Origin of the sequence: Lentzea californiensis (assembly GCF_024648825.1) — a bacterium.
Lineage (GTDB): Bacteria > Actinomycetota > Actinomycetes > Mycobacteriales > Pseudonocardiaceae > Lentzea > Lentzea californiensis.
This window is the reverse complement of record NZ_JANBBE010000012.1, coordinates 35,496-49,181: the sequence shown is the minus strand read 5'-3', so window position 1 is coordinate 49,181 and position 13,686 is coordinate 35,496. Positions and strand designations below refer to the sequence as shown.

Genomic DNA, 13,686 nt, shown 5'->3' with positions numbered 1-13,686 from the left:
ATCGACGGGTGAACGCGCTAGAGGACGACTTCGGCTGGACCCTCGGCGTGGTGTTCCGTGCCTTCGTCAAGGCCACCAACGCTGCCGTGGGCGACCTGCCCGGCGGCCACCGCGGCTACCAGATCCTCACCGCCGCCACCCGTGACCAGCCGGAAAGCCAGTCGGCGCTCTGCCAGCAGCTGGGCATCGACCGCACCGTCATGACCTACCTGCTCGACGACCTGGAGCGAGCCTCTCTGGTGGAACGCCGCCCGGCGCCGACGGACCGGCGCACCCGCCTGGTGGTGGCGACCGACGTGGGGCGTGCGCGGTTGGAGGAGCTGGATCTGCGGCTCTCCCACGCCGAGGCTCACGTGTTGTCCGGGCTGTCGGATTCGGACCGGGAGACGTTCAGGGCGTTGCTCTGCCGGCTGGCGGGACACGTCAACGAGCTGGACCCGGTGCCGAGCGCCTGCCAGGCCGTGCAGGACATCGCGGCGAGCACGACCTGACGCGCGGATCTGGTGGTTGCCCCGGCACCGCCGCCGCGGTTGTGGAATTCTCTGGACCGTACGGATGAACGTGATCTGGGGGACAGGGTGAAGACGCCCGAAGAGTGGATGCGGGACTTCGAGGCGAAGATCGCCGACGCGCAGGCGAAGGCCGCGGCGGTCCAGGAAGGGCTGGCGCAGGCGGGTGGTTCGGCCTCCTCGAAGGACGGGACGATCATCGTGAGCGTCGCGCCCAACGGTGCGCTGACCGGGCTCGAGCTGACCGCGGACGCCATGAGGAAGTCGCACGCGCAGCTGTCCAGCGAGATCCTCGAGATCGCGCGCATGGCGCAGCGCGGTGCGGCGGTGAAGGTCGCCGAGACGTTCGCGGCCGTGGAAGGCGAGGGGTCCGAGACCTATCGCATGATCACCGAGTACCTGCCGCCGCCGGAGGAAGAGGAACAGCCGAAGGCACCGGGCTACGCGTTCAACGAGGAGTACGAGGAGCGCGCCGCCGCCGCGCCACCTCCTCCTCCGCCCGCCCGTCGTCCCGCGCCGCGTCCGGACACCGATGAGGACGACGACTTCGGTGGCGACTCGATCTTCAAGAAGCGCTGATTTCGCCTGGGGGAGAAGTGTCAGAGGAGAACAGCACGACCACGTGGTCGACCGGCGCGGGCGTGGTGGACAGCGTCGCCGGCTTCGTCGACTCGCTGACGTCGGAGTCCGAGGGCGAGGGCCCTGACGTCATCGACGTCGCGCTCGGTGGTGCCGGCGTGGTGGTGGACGTGGTCGCCATGATGGCGAACCCGCTGGGAATGCTCGCTTCCGCCGGTGTCGGCTGGTTGCTGGAGCACGTCGACTTCCTGCGCGAGCCGCTGGACGCGTTGCTGGGCAACCCCGACGAGATCAACGCGAACACCGACCAGCTCAAGCAAGCCGCTCTGCAGATGAAGGTGGTCGCCCAGGAGCACCGCGAGGACATGCGCTCCGTCGCCGACTGGGAGGGCGCGTCGGGCGACGCGTTCAAACGCGAGATGGAACAGATGGCCGGGGAGTACGACGCGCTCGGCAAGACCATGGACGGCACCGCGGCGATCTACGCGCTGTCCGGCGCGCTCGTCTGCGAACTGCGGTCGCTGGTGTTCGGCTGGATTTCGGACCTGATCGGCGAACTGATCGCGAGCGCGCTGATCGCCGCCGCGTCGGCCGTGGTCACGCTGGGCAGCTCCATCGCCGCGTTCGCCGGGTACGCGGGCACGCGCGCCGCCATGATGGCGACCAAGATCGCCGGCCGCCTGTCGAAGCTGGCGGCCGCGATGGCGCGCTTCGGCGGCCGCATGGCCAAGCTGGCGGAGAAGATGCAGGGCCTGGTCAAGGGGCTGGAGCGGTTCGCGGAGTACGGCGGCTACGCCAAGTCCGCCTACGACGCGGTCAAGCCCTACGACATGCCGCCGGCCACCGCCTGACGCTTCAGCGAGGCTGGCCGGTGAACATCGCCACCAGGTCGTCGCCCTTGAAGTCCACTCCCACCGCGCCGCCGGGGTTGACCATCACCTGGACGCCCGGCAGCACCGACAGGATGTCCTTGAGCGTGATCCCTCCCGGCCGGTAGTCGCCGGGCGGGAGGAAGCGCGGCGACGAGTAGAGCGCGATCAGGTTGTTGCCGTGCGCGTCCCTGGCGATGGCGAGGTTGCCGTCCGGGCCGGGCTGGCCCAGCAGCTGCGACTCCAGCGCCGCCGACATGACCGCCTCGTAGGGCAGCCAGCCCGCCGTGACGTAGTTGAGCACCACCTCGAACTCGCACAGCGGCTCGGGCAGCCCCAGACGTCGCGGGCTCGGCTTGTAGTCGTCGTTCACCCAGGTGTTGCCGGTGAACTGGCCATCCGGTCCGACCTCGTAGGCGCCGAGCAACGTGAACAGCGGCGTGCCCTGGATGTAACGCGGGTCGATGTCCGGGTCCGCGCAGTAGATCCAGCCACCAGGGTTCCTCGCCGCCTCGGCGCGCATCGCGTCGCTGATCGGTGGTAGGCCCGGATGCGTGGTCTCGGTGGGCGCGTACTTCGGGTCGAACGCCAGAAACGCTTCGGTGGCAACACATTCGGCGAGGTCGTGCTGCGGTCCGACCGGCAGGCCGGCGACGCCGTGCCACGCCCCGAGCAGAGCGCCGGTCAGCGCGGCCACGAGTGGGTCGAAGGCGGCCGCGGCGAGCGCCGTCGGCGGGTGGTTGCCGAGCGAGCTCACGATTCGCACCGCGAAGCCCCACGGGGTGCCCGTGTCGGGGGCCGGCATGCCGAGTTCTTGCAGGATGTAGTGCGGCGCACGGGAAAATGCCTCGCGCGACACCGCGCGGGCGATCACCGGACTGATCTCGTCGTGCCAGCCGACGGCCCGGACAGCGGGGTTCCCGGCGCCGAGGCCGGCCACGATCGCCCGCACCACGTCGACGGGTTCCTGTGCGTTCGGCAGCCATCCGGCGCGGCGCGGCAACCAGGGGTGGTCGGACCGGAAGGCCGGCGACCTCTGCGCGATGGTGCGGACGACGTCGTCGATGAGCTTGAAAAGCGTTGTTTCGTAAGGGTTGTCGCCCAGTGCGAAGCCGGCGAGGAGACCGGCCAGCCACGGCCACCCGTTCTGCTGGGTCGCGGGGAGCCCGGCGGCCTTGCCGAACGTCGGCGCCTGCCACACGCGCGCGCCGTTCGCGTCCCAGGTCTGCTGCACACCCCGCGGAGGTGGGCCTGGCTGTCCGGTCTCCTGCCACAGAAGGCACTCCGCGAGGATCTCGCGTTCTTCCGCGGTGAACGAGAGATCATGTGCCCTGGCCTCGTCCACGCGTTCGACCAGCGCGGGGCTGCCGTCCTCGTGGCGTTCGACCGCGGCGGGCAGGGGGAACGGCGCGGGCCAGCGGTCGAGCGGGATGGGCCTCCTGAGCGACGTCTGCCAGTCGTGGCCGGGGTTGACCCGCACCTCGTCCGCCGTCGTCGTGGTCAGGAGTTCGCGCACGCCGACTTCGCGCCACCGCCGGGTTCCAGGAGGAAGGAGCCGGTCGGAGGAGTAGGTGGCGAGCCACGTGTGGCCGTTGTCGTCCTGGCCGATCTGGTCCGTCGTGCACACCACCACGTCGACGACACCGGAGATGAACCTGGCGTCCTCTTCCAGCCAACCGCACTGGTAGTAGGAGAAGATCTTGTCGGCCGGCGTCTGCGGCAGCGGCCATCCCCGGGCACCGGGACCCGGGGTGTGCGCCGCGTTGCGGCGGAACTCGTCCGAGCCCTCTTCGCGCAGCCAGCCCAGGATCGCCACGTTCGGCACCCCCAGGTACCCGAAGGTCTCCAGGTCCCACTCGGGATCGACGATCGAGAGCTCAGGACCCCTCTGCCCCCTGGGCACCCCGCGCTTCCACGGTGAGGGCGGAGTGGGAACGTACGCGCGTGGCTCGCCACCGTCGTCGGGTACCTCCACGGCGGGGAGCGGCGCGAGCACGTCGTCAGTCGCGTCGTACGGCACGTGCCACTGACCGCGCACCAGCACCACGTCGTCGGTGAGGATCCGCAGGTTCGCGGAGCTCGGACCGTGCGTGCGGACGATCCAGTCCCACGCGGAACGGATCGCCTCGTCGCGGTTCATCGGGTCTCCTCCAGTGCTGTGTCCAGACGCCTGGTGAGCCAGGCCAGGAAGGCGCGGTGGTCGGCCTTGACGCTGATCCGCGCGAGGTTCCCGTCCGGGGCGGTGGTCATCCGGCCGATGTCGTCGAGCACCACGCGTTCCCGGCGCAGTGCCACGTAGGGGAGCTGGAGGCCGGCCGCGAGCGCCAGACCGTCGTGCTGGACGGTGCCGGGGTGGAAGCGGTCGAACCACTGGGCCATGTGCGCGGTGACGAGCTTCGCCCACGCGGGCTCCGCCGTGGCGAGCCTGCGGTAGAAGCCGGAGTCCTTGGCGATCTCCAGCTCCGGTGTGAACGTCGTGTCCGACAGCACCAGCTTCGGCAGCTTTCCCTTGGTGAGCAAGATGTTCGCGGCCGCCGGGTCGAGACGGAAGTTGTGTTCGGCCCGGTCGGGATCGCGGTGGTTCAGCGCGCCGCCCAGCTGCGTCACGACCAGTCGTTCGGCGAGAGACGGGTTCTCGGTCAGCAACGCGGCGAGGTTCGTCGCCGGGCCCATGCCCACCCAGCGGACCAGGCCGTCCGTGTTCGTCACGACCTCCGCGACCGCGTCGGCCAGGTCGGTCCGTTGCGGCTCGACGGAATCCGGTACGAGACCCGCGATGCAGTCCATCCTTCGTTCGCCGAGATCAGCGCCGGCGACCACCCGCACGTCCTCGCGGCCGAGCAGGTCGAGCAGGTGCCGGACGAACCGTGCCCGGCGTCCGCCCAGTTCGTCCACTGTGGATACCAGGGTGAGTGTCGGTTCGGCAGCGGCGGCGACGAGCGCGATGACGTCGGTGGGGTCGCCGCCGGCGTCCGTGTCGATGATCAGCGGCGCACCCTCCTGGGACGGCGGGAACGGATCGCCCGCCACCGTCTGCGGCAGCCCGAACCGCTGCGCCAGGCCGGCCAGCTCCTGGCGTTCCCGGTTCAGCTCCTCGCTCATCGCTTCCCTTCCTTCAGAACGCGTGCGTACTCGACGCGTTCCGCGATTCCCGGTTGTGCGGCGAACTCCGTCCACACGCGACGCTGCTCGTCGGGCGGGAGGTCGCGCACTGCCGCTTCCACCTCCGCGACCGCGCCCTTGTCGCCTCGGCGCACCAGTGAGTCCATCACCTCGCGGAACCTCGGGTCGCCACTGCCGTCCTCGGCCACCCAGGACCGCACCTGGTCGCGGCCGTGCTCAGCCCGTGCGGACAGCTCGTCCCGCCACGCGCCGCCCTCTGCCCTGAGTTCGGCCATCTCCCGCGCCACGTCGACGACCGCCCGCAGGCTCATCGCCTTGGCGCCCTCGCGCACCGCGGGGTCCTGGAACGGTTCGGCCACCTTGAGCGGGTTGATGCCCGCCGCCGGATCGGGCTCGAAACGTTGCGGCTGCTGGACAGGCCCGCTCTCGTCGATCCTGCGCGGACTCGACATAGTACCGTGCAACGTCTCCTCGATGACGCCGATCGCGTCCTGGTGCGCGAACGTGCGACCGGGGTCGTCCGGCAGCTCCCGCAACGGTTTGCCGCCGCCTTCCTCCGGTTCGAGGTCGACGAGGTAACCCTTCTTCGCGTCCGGGTGCGGATCGCCGGGCGACTGGCCGTGGAAGGCGTAGTGGCCCTGGAACTCCGGGTCCGGGTACGCCGCCGTCAGCATCTCCTGCACGGTGCCCTTGTAGCTGGTGTCGACGAGGCTGATGCCGCCGTCGCCGTGGATCGGCACGCCCGCCGAGTCGAGGTAGTCCGAAAGCCGGTCGTACGCGCCTGGCACGTCCTCGTCCGCGACCTTCTTGTGCAGCCGGAACTCGTCGACGGCGCTGAGGTCCCGGTCGGGGTCGGAGCGCTCGATGTCCCGCAACGCCGCCTCGACGACCGCTCGCGACAGCACGACCTCGCTCGCGTGCCGGTCGAAGAACGCCGGGTCGAGCTCCCTGCTCGCGAGGGCGAGGCTGTGCCCGTCGCGTCCGAGGAAGACCACGCGGTGGTCCGGGTCGGCATCGGCGATCACCTGGAGGTCGTCGTGGATGCGCGCGGCCACGTCCACGATGATTGGTGCCGTGTACTCCCTCGCGGCGTCGTAGGTGTCGGCCAGCGCCTGCCGTTTCTCCGGATCACTGATGCCGAGCTCGTCCGCGACCTGGTCAACGGCGTCGTCGCGCTGCTCCTCGGGTGTCGCACCGTAGCCGCCGTCGTCATCGACGTGCGAGTGCGCCGTGTCGTCGGTGTAGTCCTCTGAGAGAAGGCGGACATCCGTTGCGTCGTCAGGCAGCGTCGCGAGCCGCCCTGTCTGAGGATCGGCGTACGCGACGCCGTCCGGAGTGTTGACGACTCTCACGACGTGGCCCTGCGTACGTCCCTCTTCGTCGGTGAACCTGTACGCGAGCGCGCCGCGCGAGTTCTCCGGTGTGCTCGCCATCGCCCTGGTGACGCTGTCGATGTCCTTGTGGCTCGTCCACTCGCCGCCCAGCGCGTCCCGGACCCGGCTCAGCCTGCCCTGCTCGGGCACGTCCTCGGGACGCGTGGGCCGCGCCTCGACCTGCTCACCGTGGTAGCGCCGCTCGTCGGCGATCATCGCCTCCACGCAGTTCGTCCGGTGGCCGTCCTCGCTGAGCCTGTGCGCGTTGACCTGCTCGATCCCAGGGAACCGCTCCTGCAACACCCGTTGCTGGCTCGACTCGTCGCCCTGCCCCGCGTGCAGCGCCGCGGGCTGTGCCGGCCGTGCGGGTTCGCCGCCCAGACGTGCCTGGATGTCGACGTCCACCGGCAACGGCGGTGCGGGCTTCTTCTCCTGGGGAGCCTCGGCCGGCTTTTCCCCGGGAGACGGCACTTCGCCTCGTTCGGCGGCTTCGCGCGCCTCGTCCTCTTCTATCTTCCACGAGGGCCGCATCTCGATGGGCGGCGGTTCGGGCGGCGGAACGTACTTGAGCTCGTCCGGAGTTTCGGGCTCGCTCTTCCGCTCTCCGCCGATGAAGTCGGGGTTCGGCACGAACTCGCCGACCTGCTTGCCGTCAGGCCCTTGGACGACCTTGTGCCATCCCTCGACGTACCGCCAGTCGATGCCGCCGGCGAACAGGACCTCGCCCTCGCCGTACCTGGTGTGCTCGTGCCCCATCCGGTCCTGCGTGCGTTCGGAGAGGATGCCGCCAGGAGCCTTGATCCGGTAGAGGTAACCGTGTTCGCCGGTCGAGGAGAAGGTCAGGGACTTGTCGATCTCCGTCGAGGTGCTGACGAACCGGTTGGTGTCGCCCTCGATGTGTTTCAGGATGTCCGCCCGCCCGTGCTGCACAGGAGGCGCGAACCCGCTCGCCCGGCGAACCTCGTCCGGGGTCTGCTGGGCACCGCGGAAGAGGGTGTTCTCGTCCGCGGTGAAGTCGTCGACCTGACGGCGGACGATCTGCGACTGGTCGTAGTGGGACAGGTCGGTGTGTTGGAACGCGACCGGGGGCAGCTGCCCGTCGTGAGGCCGGCTGCTGGGCGTGGGGGCTGGTGCGTTCCTGTCAGCGGGCCTGTCGCTGGGATGGTCCTGTCCTGGCCGTTGGTGGGGAAGGCGGTCCTGTACCGGTCGGTCGTGTCCCGGTGACCGGTCGTCCTGCCGCCGCACGGGTGCGTTGTGGTCCGGCACGCCGTGGGAGGGGCGTCCGGGCGCGCGGTGCGGCTGCCCGTCCTGCGGTGAGCCGCCGCGCACGGGCCTGCCACTCGGGGGAGCGGAAGGATTCCCCAGGCCGGGATGGCGCTGTCCGCCACCGGGCGGGCCGTCCGCGTGCCGCTGGGGGTGTGGCCCCGGCCCGTTCTGATGACCGCCGGGCGCCATCGGTCCACGAGGCGGCGCCGTCTGCGGGTGGGTGCCCTGCGGGTGAGCCGTGCGCGGGTCGGTGGAGTGCGGGTGCCCCTGCCAGGGGGTCTGACGAGCAGGTCCGTTCTGGTTGCCGGGATGCATGCCCGCGGGTCCGAAGGAGGAGCGCGGGCCGGGGTCGCCCGGCCGCGGTCCCCCGTGTGCAGGACCGCCAGGCGGTGCCATCGGAACCCGGCCGGCCGGCGGACCGCTCTGGTGCGTGCCACCGGGAACCGGGCCACCGGGACCACGGCCGAACGGCGCGGTGCCGGGAGGACGGGCACCGGGCGCGGGACCACCGGCCATCGGAGCAGGTGGCCTGGAAGCAGGCTGGCTTCCCATCTGCCCGGCGGGCGCAGGGCCCCGTCCAGGGGGTGGACCACCGCCGAGTGCTGGTCCGCCCGCGGGCGGACCAGCGAGGGGCCGGCCGGTCTGCGGGCCGCCTCTGGTCTGGGGATTGCCCGCGTGGCCGGGCGATGTGGGACCGGCAGGACCTCGGCCGGCTTGCGGGTTGCCTGCGAGACTGGTGCCAGGCGCCGCACCGCCCGTCATGGGACCGGCAGGTCCCCTTCCGCTCTGCTGACTGCCCGCGGCGCTGGTGCCGGGGGCACCACCGGCCATGGGACCGGAAGGGCTTCTTCCGGCGGACGGGGTTCCCGCGGGAGGACCGCCGGCCGCGGGACCCCTGTTGTGCGAAGTGCCTGCAGGGCCAGGGGGCGGGCCGCCCGCCATCGGGCTCCCAGGTCCCCTGCTGGTCTGCGGACCGCCCGCGGTGCTGGTGCCCGGTGCGGGACCGCCTGCCATCGGACCACCGGGTCCCCGGCCGGAGGAGGGGTTGCCGGCGACGTTCGTTCCAGGAGTGGGGCCCCCGGCCGCCGCGGGTGAGGACCTCCCCGCCGGAACACCGGTGCCGCCAGGCAGCGGGGTGCTGCCCGGACCGGCGACCCGCCTGGCGCCTCCTGGTTCCGGCGCGCGCGTGACCGGGCCGCCGACGGCCGCCGGAGCACTCTGCCGGCCGGGAGTGGATGTGCCACCCGGTAGAGTAGACGGCACCGTCGCCCGTCCGCCGGCGGACGATGGAGGAGCAGCAGACGAAGGCGAGCCGGTCGAGCTGCCGCGGCTGGGAGCGGGAGGGGCCGGGTCGATCTTCCGCATCGAGTCGCCCACGGACCGGTCGGTGTCGCGGGTCGTCTGCGCGGTGGCCTTCGTCTTGGCACCGGCGTTGTCCGCGGCCGACGCGGCCATCTCCGCCGAGTTGCGGGCGGTGCTGATGGCGCGGTCCGCGTGCTGCATGGCGACCTGGCCGAACACGCCCGCGCTGCCGCTGCTGGCGTTGATGTTCAGTCTGCTCGACACCGCGTTGCGGACCTGGTCGCCGCGGCTCGCGATCTTGCCGCCCAGGTTCTCGACCGCGTCGGGGTCCATGCGAGTGCCGCGACCGCCGACGCCACCCGCCGAAGGGGACGACGACGAGGCCGGCGGACTGCCGCGGTGATCACCGCGGCCGTTGCCGTGGTGCGATGAGGAAGACGACGGACCGCGCTGGCGGCCGGTCATCCGATGATCGTGGCCAGGTCGGCCCGCTGAGCTGACACTCATCCCCCAGATGCGTCTTGCCTACTGGGCAGGATGCCACATCCGGCTGAGCCGCACCCCGCGAACCGCGAGTGACGACATGGGTGGTGGTATTCCACGCGGGCCGCCGCCGAACCTGCTGTTCTCAGGTGTCATTTGAGCTGGAGAAAGGGTTTGCCCGCTGTGAACCATCCGACTGACAACCCGGGCGAGCGCATCGACGCGATCTTCGACCGCGTGTGCGCGAACGGTCTGCGTCGCGGGTCCGTGGCAGGCGCCTCCGATGACCAGATCGACCAGATGGCCGCCGACCAGGGCGTGGAACGCGTTCCCGACGCGGTGCGCGAGGTGTTGCACATCATGGGTGTCCGATCAGGACTGTGGCTGACTGGCACCGCGTTCGGGGTCGGCGCGATGACCGCCGAACGCAAACGGCACGTCGTCGCCACGCTCGACGGCCTCGACCACGAGCTGGCCGACCCGCGCGGTCTGCTCGCGCTCACGGCGCACCAAGGCCATGCCTACCACGTCGTCGACGGCGCCGACCTGGACCAGGCCGACCCGCCCGTCTGGGACGTCGTCGAGGGTGAGGGTGCGCGCAAGGCGTGGAACAGCGTCAGCGACTGGTTCGCGGCAACCGCGCCGAACGTCACCGATCTCCGCGACGTGCTGGAGATGATGGAGGAGATGGGCAAGCAGCCGCCGAAGTGGGCCGAGTTCGTCGAACCGCGCCAGTCGTGACCGCTTTTCTGTCGTGCGGCAGGGAGTGGAGCACCGGTCACGCCCCTGAGGTGGCACTTTCGCCGTCCAGCACCGCCAGCGCGTTGCGGATGCCCTGCTCCAGCAGGTCGTCGGCGAGCCGGCGGTCGGTCAGGGCGCGGGACAGCTGCAACGTGCCGGCCATGAGGGCGTAGACGCCGAGCACCGTGGTGCGCGCCGACTGCGGATCGTGTGGTGCGAGGCGGGCGGCGAAGTCGTCCACGATCGCGAGCATGCTGTCGGTGTAGGCCTGCCTGGTCGGGTCCCCGCACCGGCCGATCTCGTCGAGCAGCGCCGCGGAGGGGCAGCCCTCCTCCGGGTTGTCGCGGTGCTCGGGGGAGAGGTAGGCGCGGACGATCTGCTCGACGCCGGCACGGCCGGGTGCGACGGCCGCGAGTTGCTCGCGCTGGTAGCGCAGCTGGTCGGAGACCGCGGTCGCCACCAGGTCCTCTTTGGACTCGAAGTGCGCGTAGAACGCGCCGTTGGTCAGTCCCGCGTCCGCCATGAGCGTGGCGACCCCGGAGCCGTCGATGCCGCTGCGCTTGAACCGGCGGCCCGCCGTCTCGATGATCCGCTGCCTCGTCGCGAGCTTGTGCTCTTTGCCGTACCGCGCCACGTGCCCCTCCTTGATGTTAGTACGATCATAATCCAAATCTGCCGGACCTCTTGCTCCGAACCCACGTCTCCTCTTATGGTCGTACGGTCATAATATAAACGGTTGGAGCTCACGATGGCAGCAACACCGCAGGTGGCGCTCGTGACGGGTGCGTCCTCAGGCATCGGCAGAGCCGCCACGCTCGCCCTGGCGAACGCCGGTTTCCGGGTGATCGGCACGAGTCGCGACGCCTCGAGGACCACGCCCGCCGACGGCGTGACGTTCTTGGACCTCGACGTCACCAGCGAAGAGTCGGTCGCGGCCGTCGTCGAGCAGGTGCTCGAACGGTTCGGGCGCCTCGACGTGCTGGTGAACAACGCCGGCATCGGTGCCAACGGTGCCGCGGAGGAGATCTCCGTGGCTCAGGCGCAGACGGTCTTCGACGTCAACGTCTTCGGCTTGATGCGCATGACGAAGGCCGTCCTGCCGCACATGCGCTCCCGCGGCAGCGGACGCATCATCAACGTCTCGTCCGTGGCCGGGTTCGTCCCCAACCCGTTCATGGCCGTCTACGTCGCGACCAAGCACGCGGTCGAGGGGTACTCCGAGTCCCTGGACCACGAGGTTCGCGAGCAGGGCATTCAGGTCGTGCGCGTCCAGCCCGGTCCCACCAACAGCCCGTTCGACGCGAACATGGTGCAGGCCGACAGCCCGCTGCCGGTCTACGCGCGCCAGCGACGCGCCTACGACGACGTCATGGCGGAGGCGATGCGAGGCGGCGACGAGCCCGCGCTCGTCGCCGAGGTGATCGCCACGGCGGCCACCGGCGCGAAGCCGAAGCGGCGCTACACCGCGGGCTCGACCGCCGCGCGCGTCAGCGTGCTTCGCCGCGTGGCCCCCGCGTGGGCCTTCGACAGGAGCGTTCGCAAGCTCAACCGGATGGTGGGCTGACGTGCGGGCGTACATCGTCGACCGCTACGGGAAGAGCGGCAACACCCTGCGGGCCGGTGACGTGCCCGATCCGGAGGTGGGCGAGCACGACGTGCTGGTCCAGGTCCACGCGGCGGGCGTCAACGCGCTGGACCTCAAGATCAGGGACGGCGAGTTCAAGCTGGTCCTGCCCTACCGCCCGCCGTTCGTCCTGGGCAACGACGTCGCCGGCGTCGTGATCCGGGCCGGTGCCGGGGTGCGGAGGTTCAAGCCCGGTGACGAGGTCTGCGCACGCCCGGACAAGGACCGGATCGGCACCTTCGCGGAGCTCATCTCCATCAGCGAGAACGACCTGGCGCTCAAACCGAAGCGGCTCACGATGGAGGAGGCGGCCGCCATCCCCCTGGTCGGCCTGACCGCCTGGCAGGCGCTGGTCGAGATCGCCGGCCTGCGCAAGGGCCAGAAGGTCTTCATCCAAGCCGGTGCCGGGGGAGTCGGGACGTTCGCGATCCAGCTGGCGAAACACCTGGGCGCCACCGTGGCCACGACGACGAGCGCCGCCAACGCCGACCTGGTCAAGCGACTCGGCGCCGACGTCGTGATCGACTACCGCGAGGAGGACTTCGAAACCGTCCTGCGCGACTACGACGTGGTGCTGAACAGCCTCGACGACAAGACCCTCGAGAAGTCGCTGAACGTGCTGAAGCCCGGCGGAAAGCTCATCTCGATCTCCGGCCCGCCGGACCCCGCCTTCGCCAGGCAGCTCGGCAAGCCGTGGATCCTGCGCCCGGTGATGCGCGTCCTGAGCCACCGCGTCAGGAAAGCCGCCCGACGCCACCAGGTCAGCTACTCGTTCCTCTTCATGCGGGCGAACGGGGAGCAGCTGGGCGAGATCACCTCGCTCATCGACGCCGGAGTCATCGAACCGGTCGTCGACCGGATCTTCCCCTTCGAGGCGACCAACGAGGCCCTGGCGTACGTCCGAACAGGACGCGCCAAGGGCAAGGTCGTCGTGAAGGTCAGGTAGTTCGTCCGAGAAGGAGTCACCATGACCGTGATCACCGCTTACGAAGACGCACCGACCCAGACCGTGGACGTCGCCGGGACGACGTTCGCTTACCGCAGGCTAGGGCCGGACACCGGAACGCCGGTGGTCTTTTTGAACCACCTGTCCGCGGTGCTCGACAACTGGGACCCCCGTGTCGTGGACGGCATCGCCGCCCGGCACCGGGTGATCACGTTCGACAACCGGGGAGTCGGCGCTTCACAAGGCACGACACCACGTTCGGTGGCCGCGATGGCACGGGACGCCGTGGCGTTCATCCGGGCGCTGGGCCACGACCGGGTCGACCTCCTCGGCTTCTCGCTGGGCGGCTTCGTCGCCCAGGTGATCGCGGTGGAAGAACCGCGGCTCGTGCGCAGGATGATCCTCGCGGGCACCGGCCCGGCGGGTGGCGAGGGCATCGACAGGGTCACTCGCGTCACCCTCCTCGACTCCTTGATGGCCACCCTCGCCTTCAAGGACCCCAAGGAATACCTGTTCTTCACCCGGACGGCCAACGGCAGGACGTCGGCCCGCCAGTTCGTGAACCGGTTGAAGGAGCGCACGGACGACCGCGACGACTCGATCTCCGTGACGGCGTTCCGCAACCAGCTCAAAGCGATCCATGAGTGGGGCGTTCAGCGCCCTTCCGACCTGACGGCCATCCGGCAGCCGGTCCTCGTCGCGAACGGCGACCACGACAGGATGGTTCCGAGCAGCAACTCCGCCGACCTGGCAAGGCGCTTGCCCGATGCGCGGCTCACGCTGTACCCCGATGCCGGGCACGGCGGCATCTTCCAGCACCACGACGAGTTCGTCGCCGAGGCTCTGGAGTTCCTCGGGTCGTGACCGCGGC

At 70.4% G+C, this 13,686-nt stretch carries 12 protein-coding genes; 8 read left to right on the top strand and 4 right to left on the bottom strand.

Annotated elements, in window-relative coordinates; genetic code table 11:
• Nucleotides 1-8 precede the first annotated feature (8 nt).
• The 3 genes from LX88_RS33730 to LX88_RS33720 all read left to right on the top strand — a co-directional run bounded on the left by LX88_RS33730 (nt 9) and on the right by LX88_RS33720 (nt 1,939).
• Complete coding sequence (locus LX88_RS33730; RefSeq protein ID WP_258951836.1) at nt 9-491, top strand: MarR family winged helix-turn-helix transcriptional regulator; 483 nt, start codon at nt 9-11, stop codon at nt 489-491.
• An 87-nt stretch (nt 492-578) separates the two neighbouring features.
• A complete protein-coding gene (locus tag LX88_RS33725; protein WP_258951835.1) occupies nt 579-1,088 on the top strand; it encodes a YbaB/EbfC family nucleoid-associated protein in 510 nt (169 codons plus the stop codon).
• 17 nt (nt 1,089-1,105) lie between these two features.
• Complete coding sequence (locus tag LX88_RS33720; RefSeq protein WP_258951834.1) at nt 1,106-1,939, top strand: WXG100 family type VII secretion target; 834 nt, start codon at nt 1,106-1,108, stop codon at nt 1,937-1,939.
• A gap of 4 nt (nt 1,940-1,943) precedes the next feature.
• Here LX88_RS33720 and LX88_RS33715 read toward each other — a convergent pair whose 3' ends face one another.
• From LX88_RS33715 to LX88_RS33705, 3 genes are read right to left on the bottom strand one after another with little or no spacing between them, the layout of a single operon-like run.
• Nucleotides 1,944-4,097 (bottom strand): hypothetical protein, encoded by a 2,154-nt coding sequence (locus tag LX88_RS33715; protein ID WP_258951833.1) that lies wholly within the window; start codon nt 4,095-4,097, stop codon nt 1,944-1,946.
• Complete coding sequence (locus LX88_RS33710; RefSeq protein WP_258951832.1) at nt 4,094-5,059, bottom strand: nucleoside hydrolase; 966 nt, start codon at nt 5,057-5,059, stop codon at nt 4,094-4,096. Before LX88_RS33710 ends, LX88_RS33715 begins: the two co-directional genes overlap by 4 nt.
• Nucleotides 5,056-8,235, bottom strand: coding sequence for a scabin-related ADP-ribosyltransferase (locus tag LX88_RS33705; protein WP_258951831.1), 3,180 nt, complete (start codon nt 8,233-8,235; stop codon nt 5,056-5,058). The genes LX88_RS33710 and LX88_RS33705 overlap by 4 nt, the downstream gene beginning before the upstream one ends.
• A 553-nt stretch (nt 8,236-8,788) precedes the next feature.
• Between LX88_RS33705 and LX88_RS33700 the strand changes: the two genes are divergently transcribed.
• Nucleotides 8,789-9,424 (top strand): hypothetical protein, encoded by a 636-nt coding sequence (locus tag LX88_RS33700; RefSeq protein ID WP_258951830.1) that lies wholly within the window; start codon nt 8,789-8,791, stop codon nt 9,422-9,424.
• A gap of 263 nt (nt 9,425-9,687) precedes the next feature.
• Nucleotides 9,688-10,245, top strand: coding sequence for a hypothetical protein (locus tag LX88_RS33695; protein WP_258951829.1), 558 nt, complete (start codon nt 9,688-9,690; stop codon nt 10,243-10,245).
• Nucleotides 10,246-10,282: 37 nt separating this feature from the next.
• On the opposite strand, the gene LX88_RS33690 is transcribed toward LX88_RS33695, so the two are convergent.
• The gene (locus tag LX88_RS33690; RefSeq protein WP_258951828.1) at nt 10,283-10,879 is read right to left on the bottom strand and encodes a TetR/AcrR family transcriptional regulator; all 597 of its coding nucleotides are present in this window, start codon (nt 10,877-10,879) and stop codon (nt 10,283-10,285) included.
• Nucleotides 10,880-10,993: 114 nt separating this feature from the next.
• Between LX88_RS33690 and LX88_RS33685 the strand changes: the two genes are divergently transcribed.
• Genes LX88_RS33685 through LX88_RS33675 form a run of 3 tightly spaced genes read left to right on the top strand, consistent with a single transcriptional unit; the run spans nt 10,994 to nt 13,679 of the window.
• Nucleotides 10,994-11,809 carry an oxidoreductase gene (locus tag LX88_RS33685; RefSeq protein ID WP_258951827.1) on the top strand — a complete coding sequence of 272 codons (816 nt, stop codon included), beginning with the start codon at nt 10,994-10,996 and terminating at the stop codon, nt 11,807-11,809.
• Between the two features lies 1 nt (nt 11,810).
• Nucleotides 11,811-12,815 carry an NADP-dependent oxidoreductase gene (locus tag LX88_RS33680; protein WP_258951826.1) on the top strand — a complete coding sequence of 335 codons (1,005 nt, stop codon included), beginning with the start codon at nt 11,811-11,813 and terminating at the stop codon, nt 12,813-12,815.
• 21 nt (nt 12,816-12,836) lie between these two features.
• Complete coding sequence (locus LX88_RS33675) at nt 12,837-13,679, top strand: alpha/beta fold hydrolase (protein WP_258951825.1); 843 nt, start codon at nt 12,837-12,839, stop codon at nt 13,677-13,679.
• Nucleotides 13,680-13,686: the final 7 nt, after the last annotated feature.

Bases quoted from the DNA above. Each gene is read 5' to 3' on its own strand.
- LX88_RS33675 (WP_258951825.1), top strand. From the start codon at position 12,837: ATGACCGTGATCACCGCTTACGAAGACGCACCGACCCAGACCGTGGAC.
- LX88_RS33710 (WP_258951832.1), bottom strand. From the start codon at position 5,059: ATGAGCGAGGAGCTGAACCGGGAACGCCAGGAGCTGGCCGGCCTGGCG.
- LX88_RS33705 (WP_258951831.1), bottom strand. From the start codon at position 8,235: ATGGCCGGTGGTCCCGCGCCCGGTGCCCGTCCTCCCGGCACCGCGCCG.
- LX88_RS33715 (WP_258951833.1), bottom strand. From the start codon at position 4,097: ATGAACCGCGACGAGGCGATCCGTTCCGCGTGGGACTGGATCGTCCGC.
- LX88_RS33685 (WP_258951827.1), top strand. From the start codon at position 10,994: ATGGCAGCAACACCGCAGGTGGCGCTCGTGACGGGTGCGTCCTCAGGC.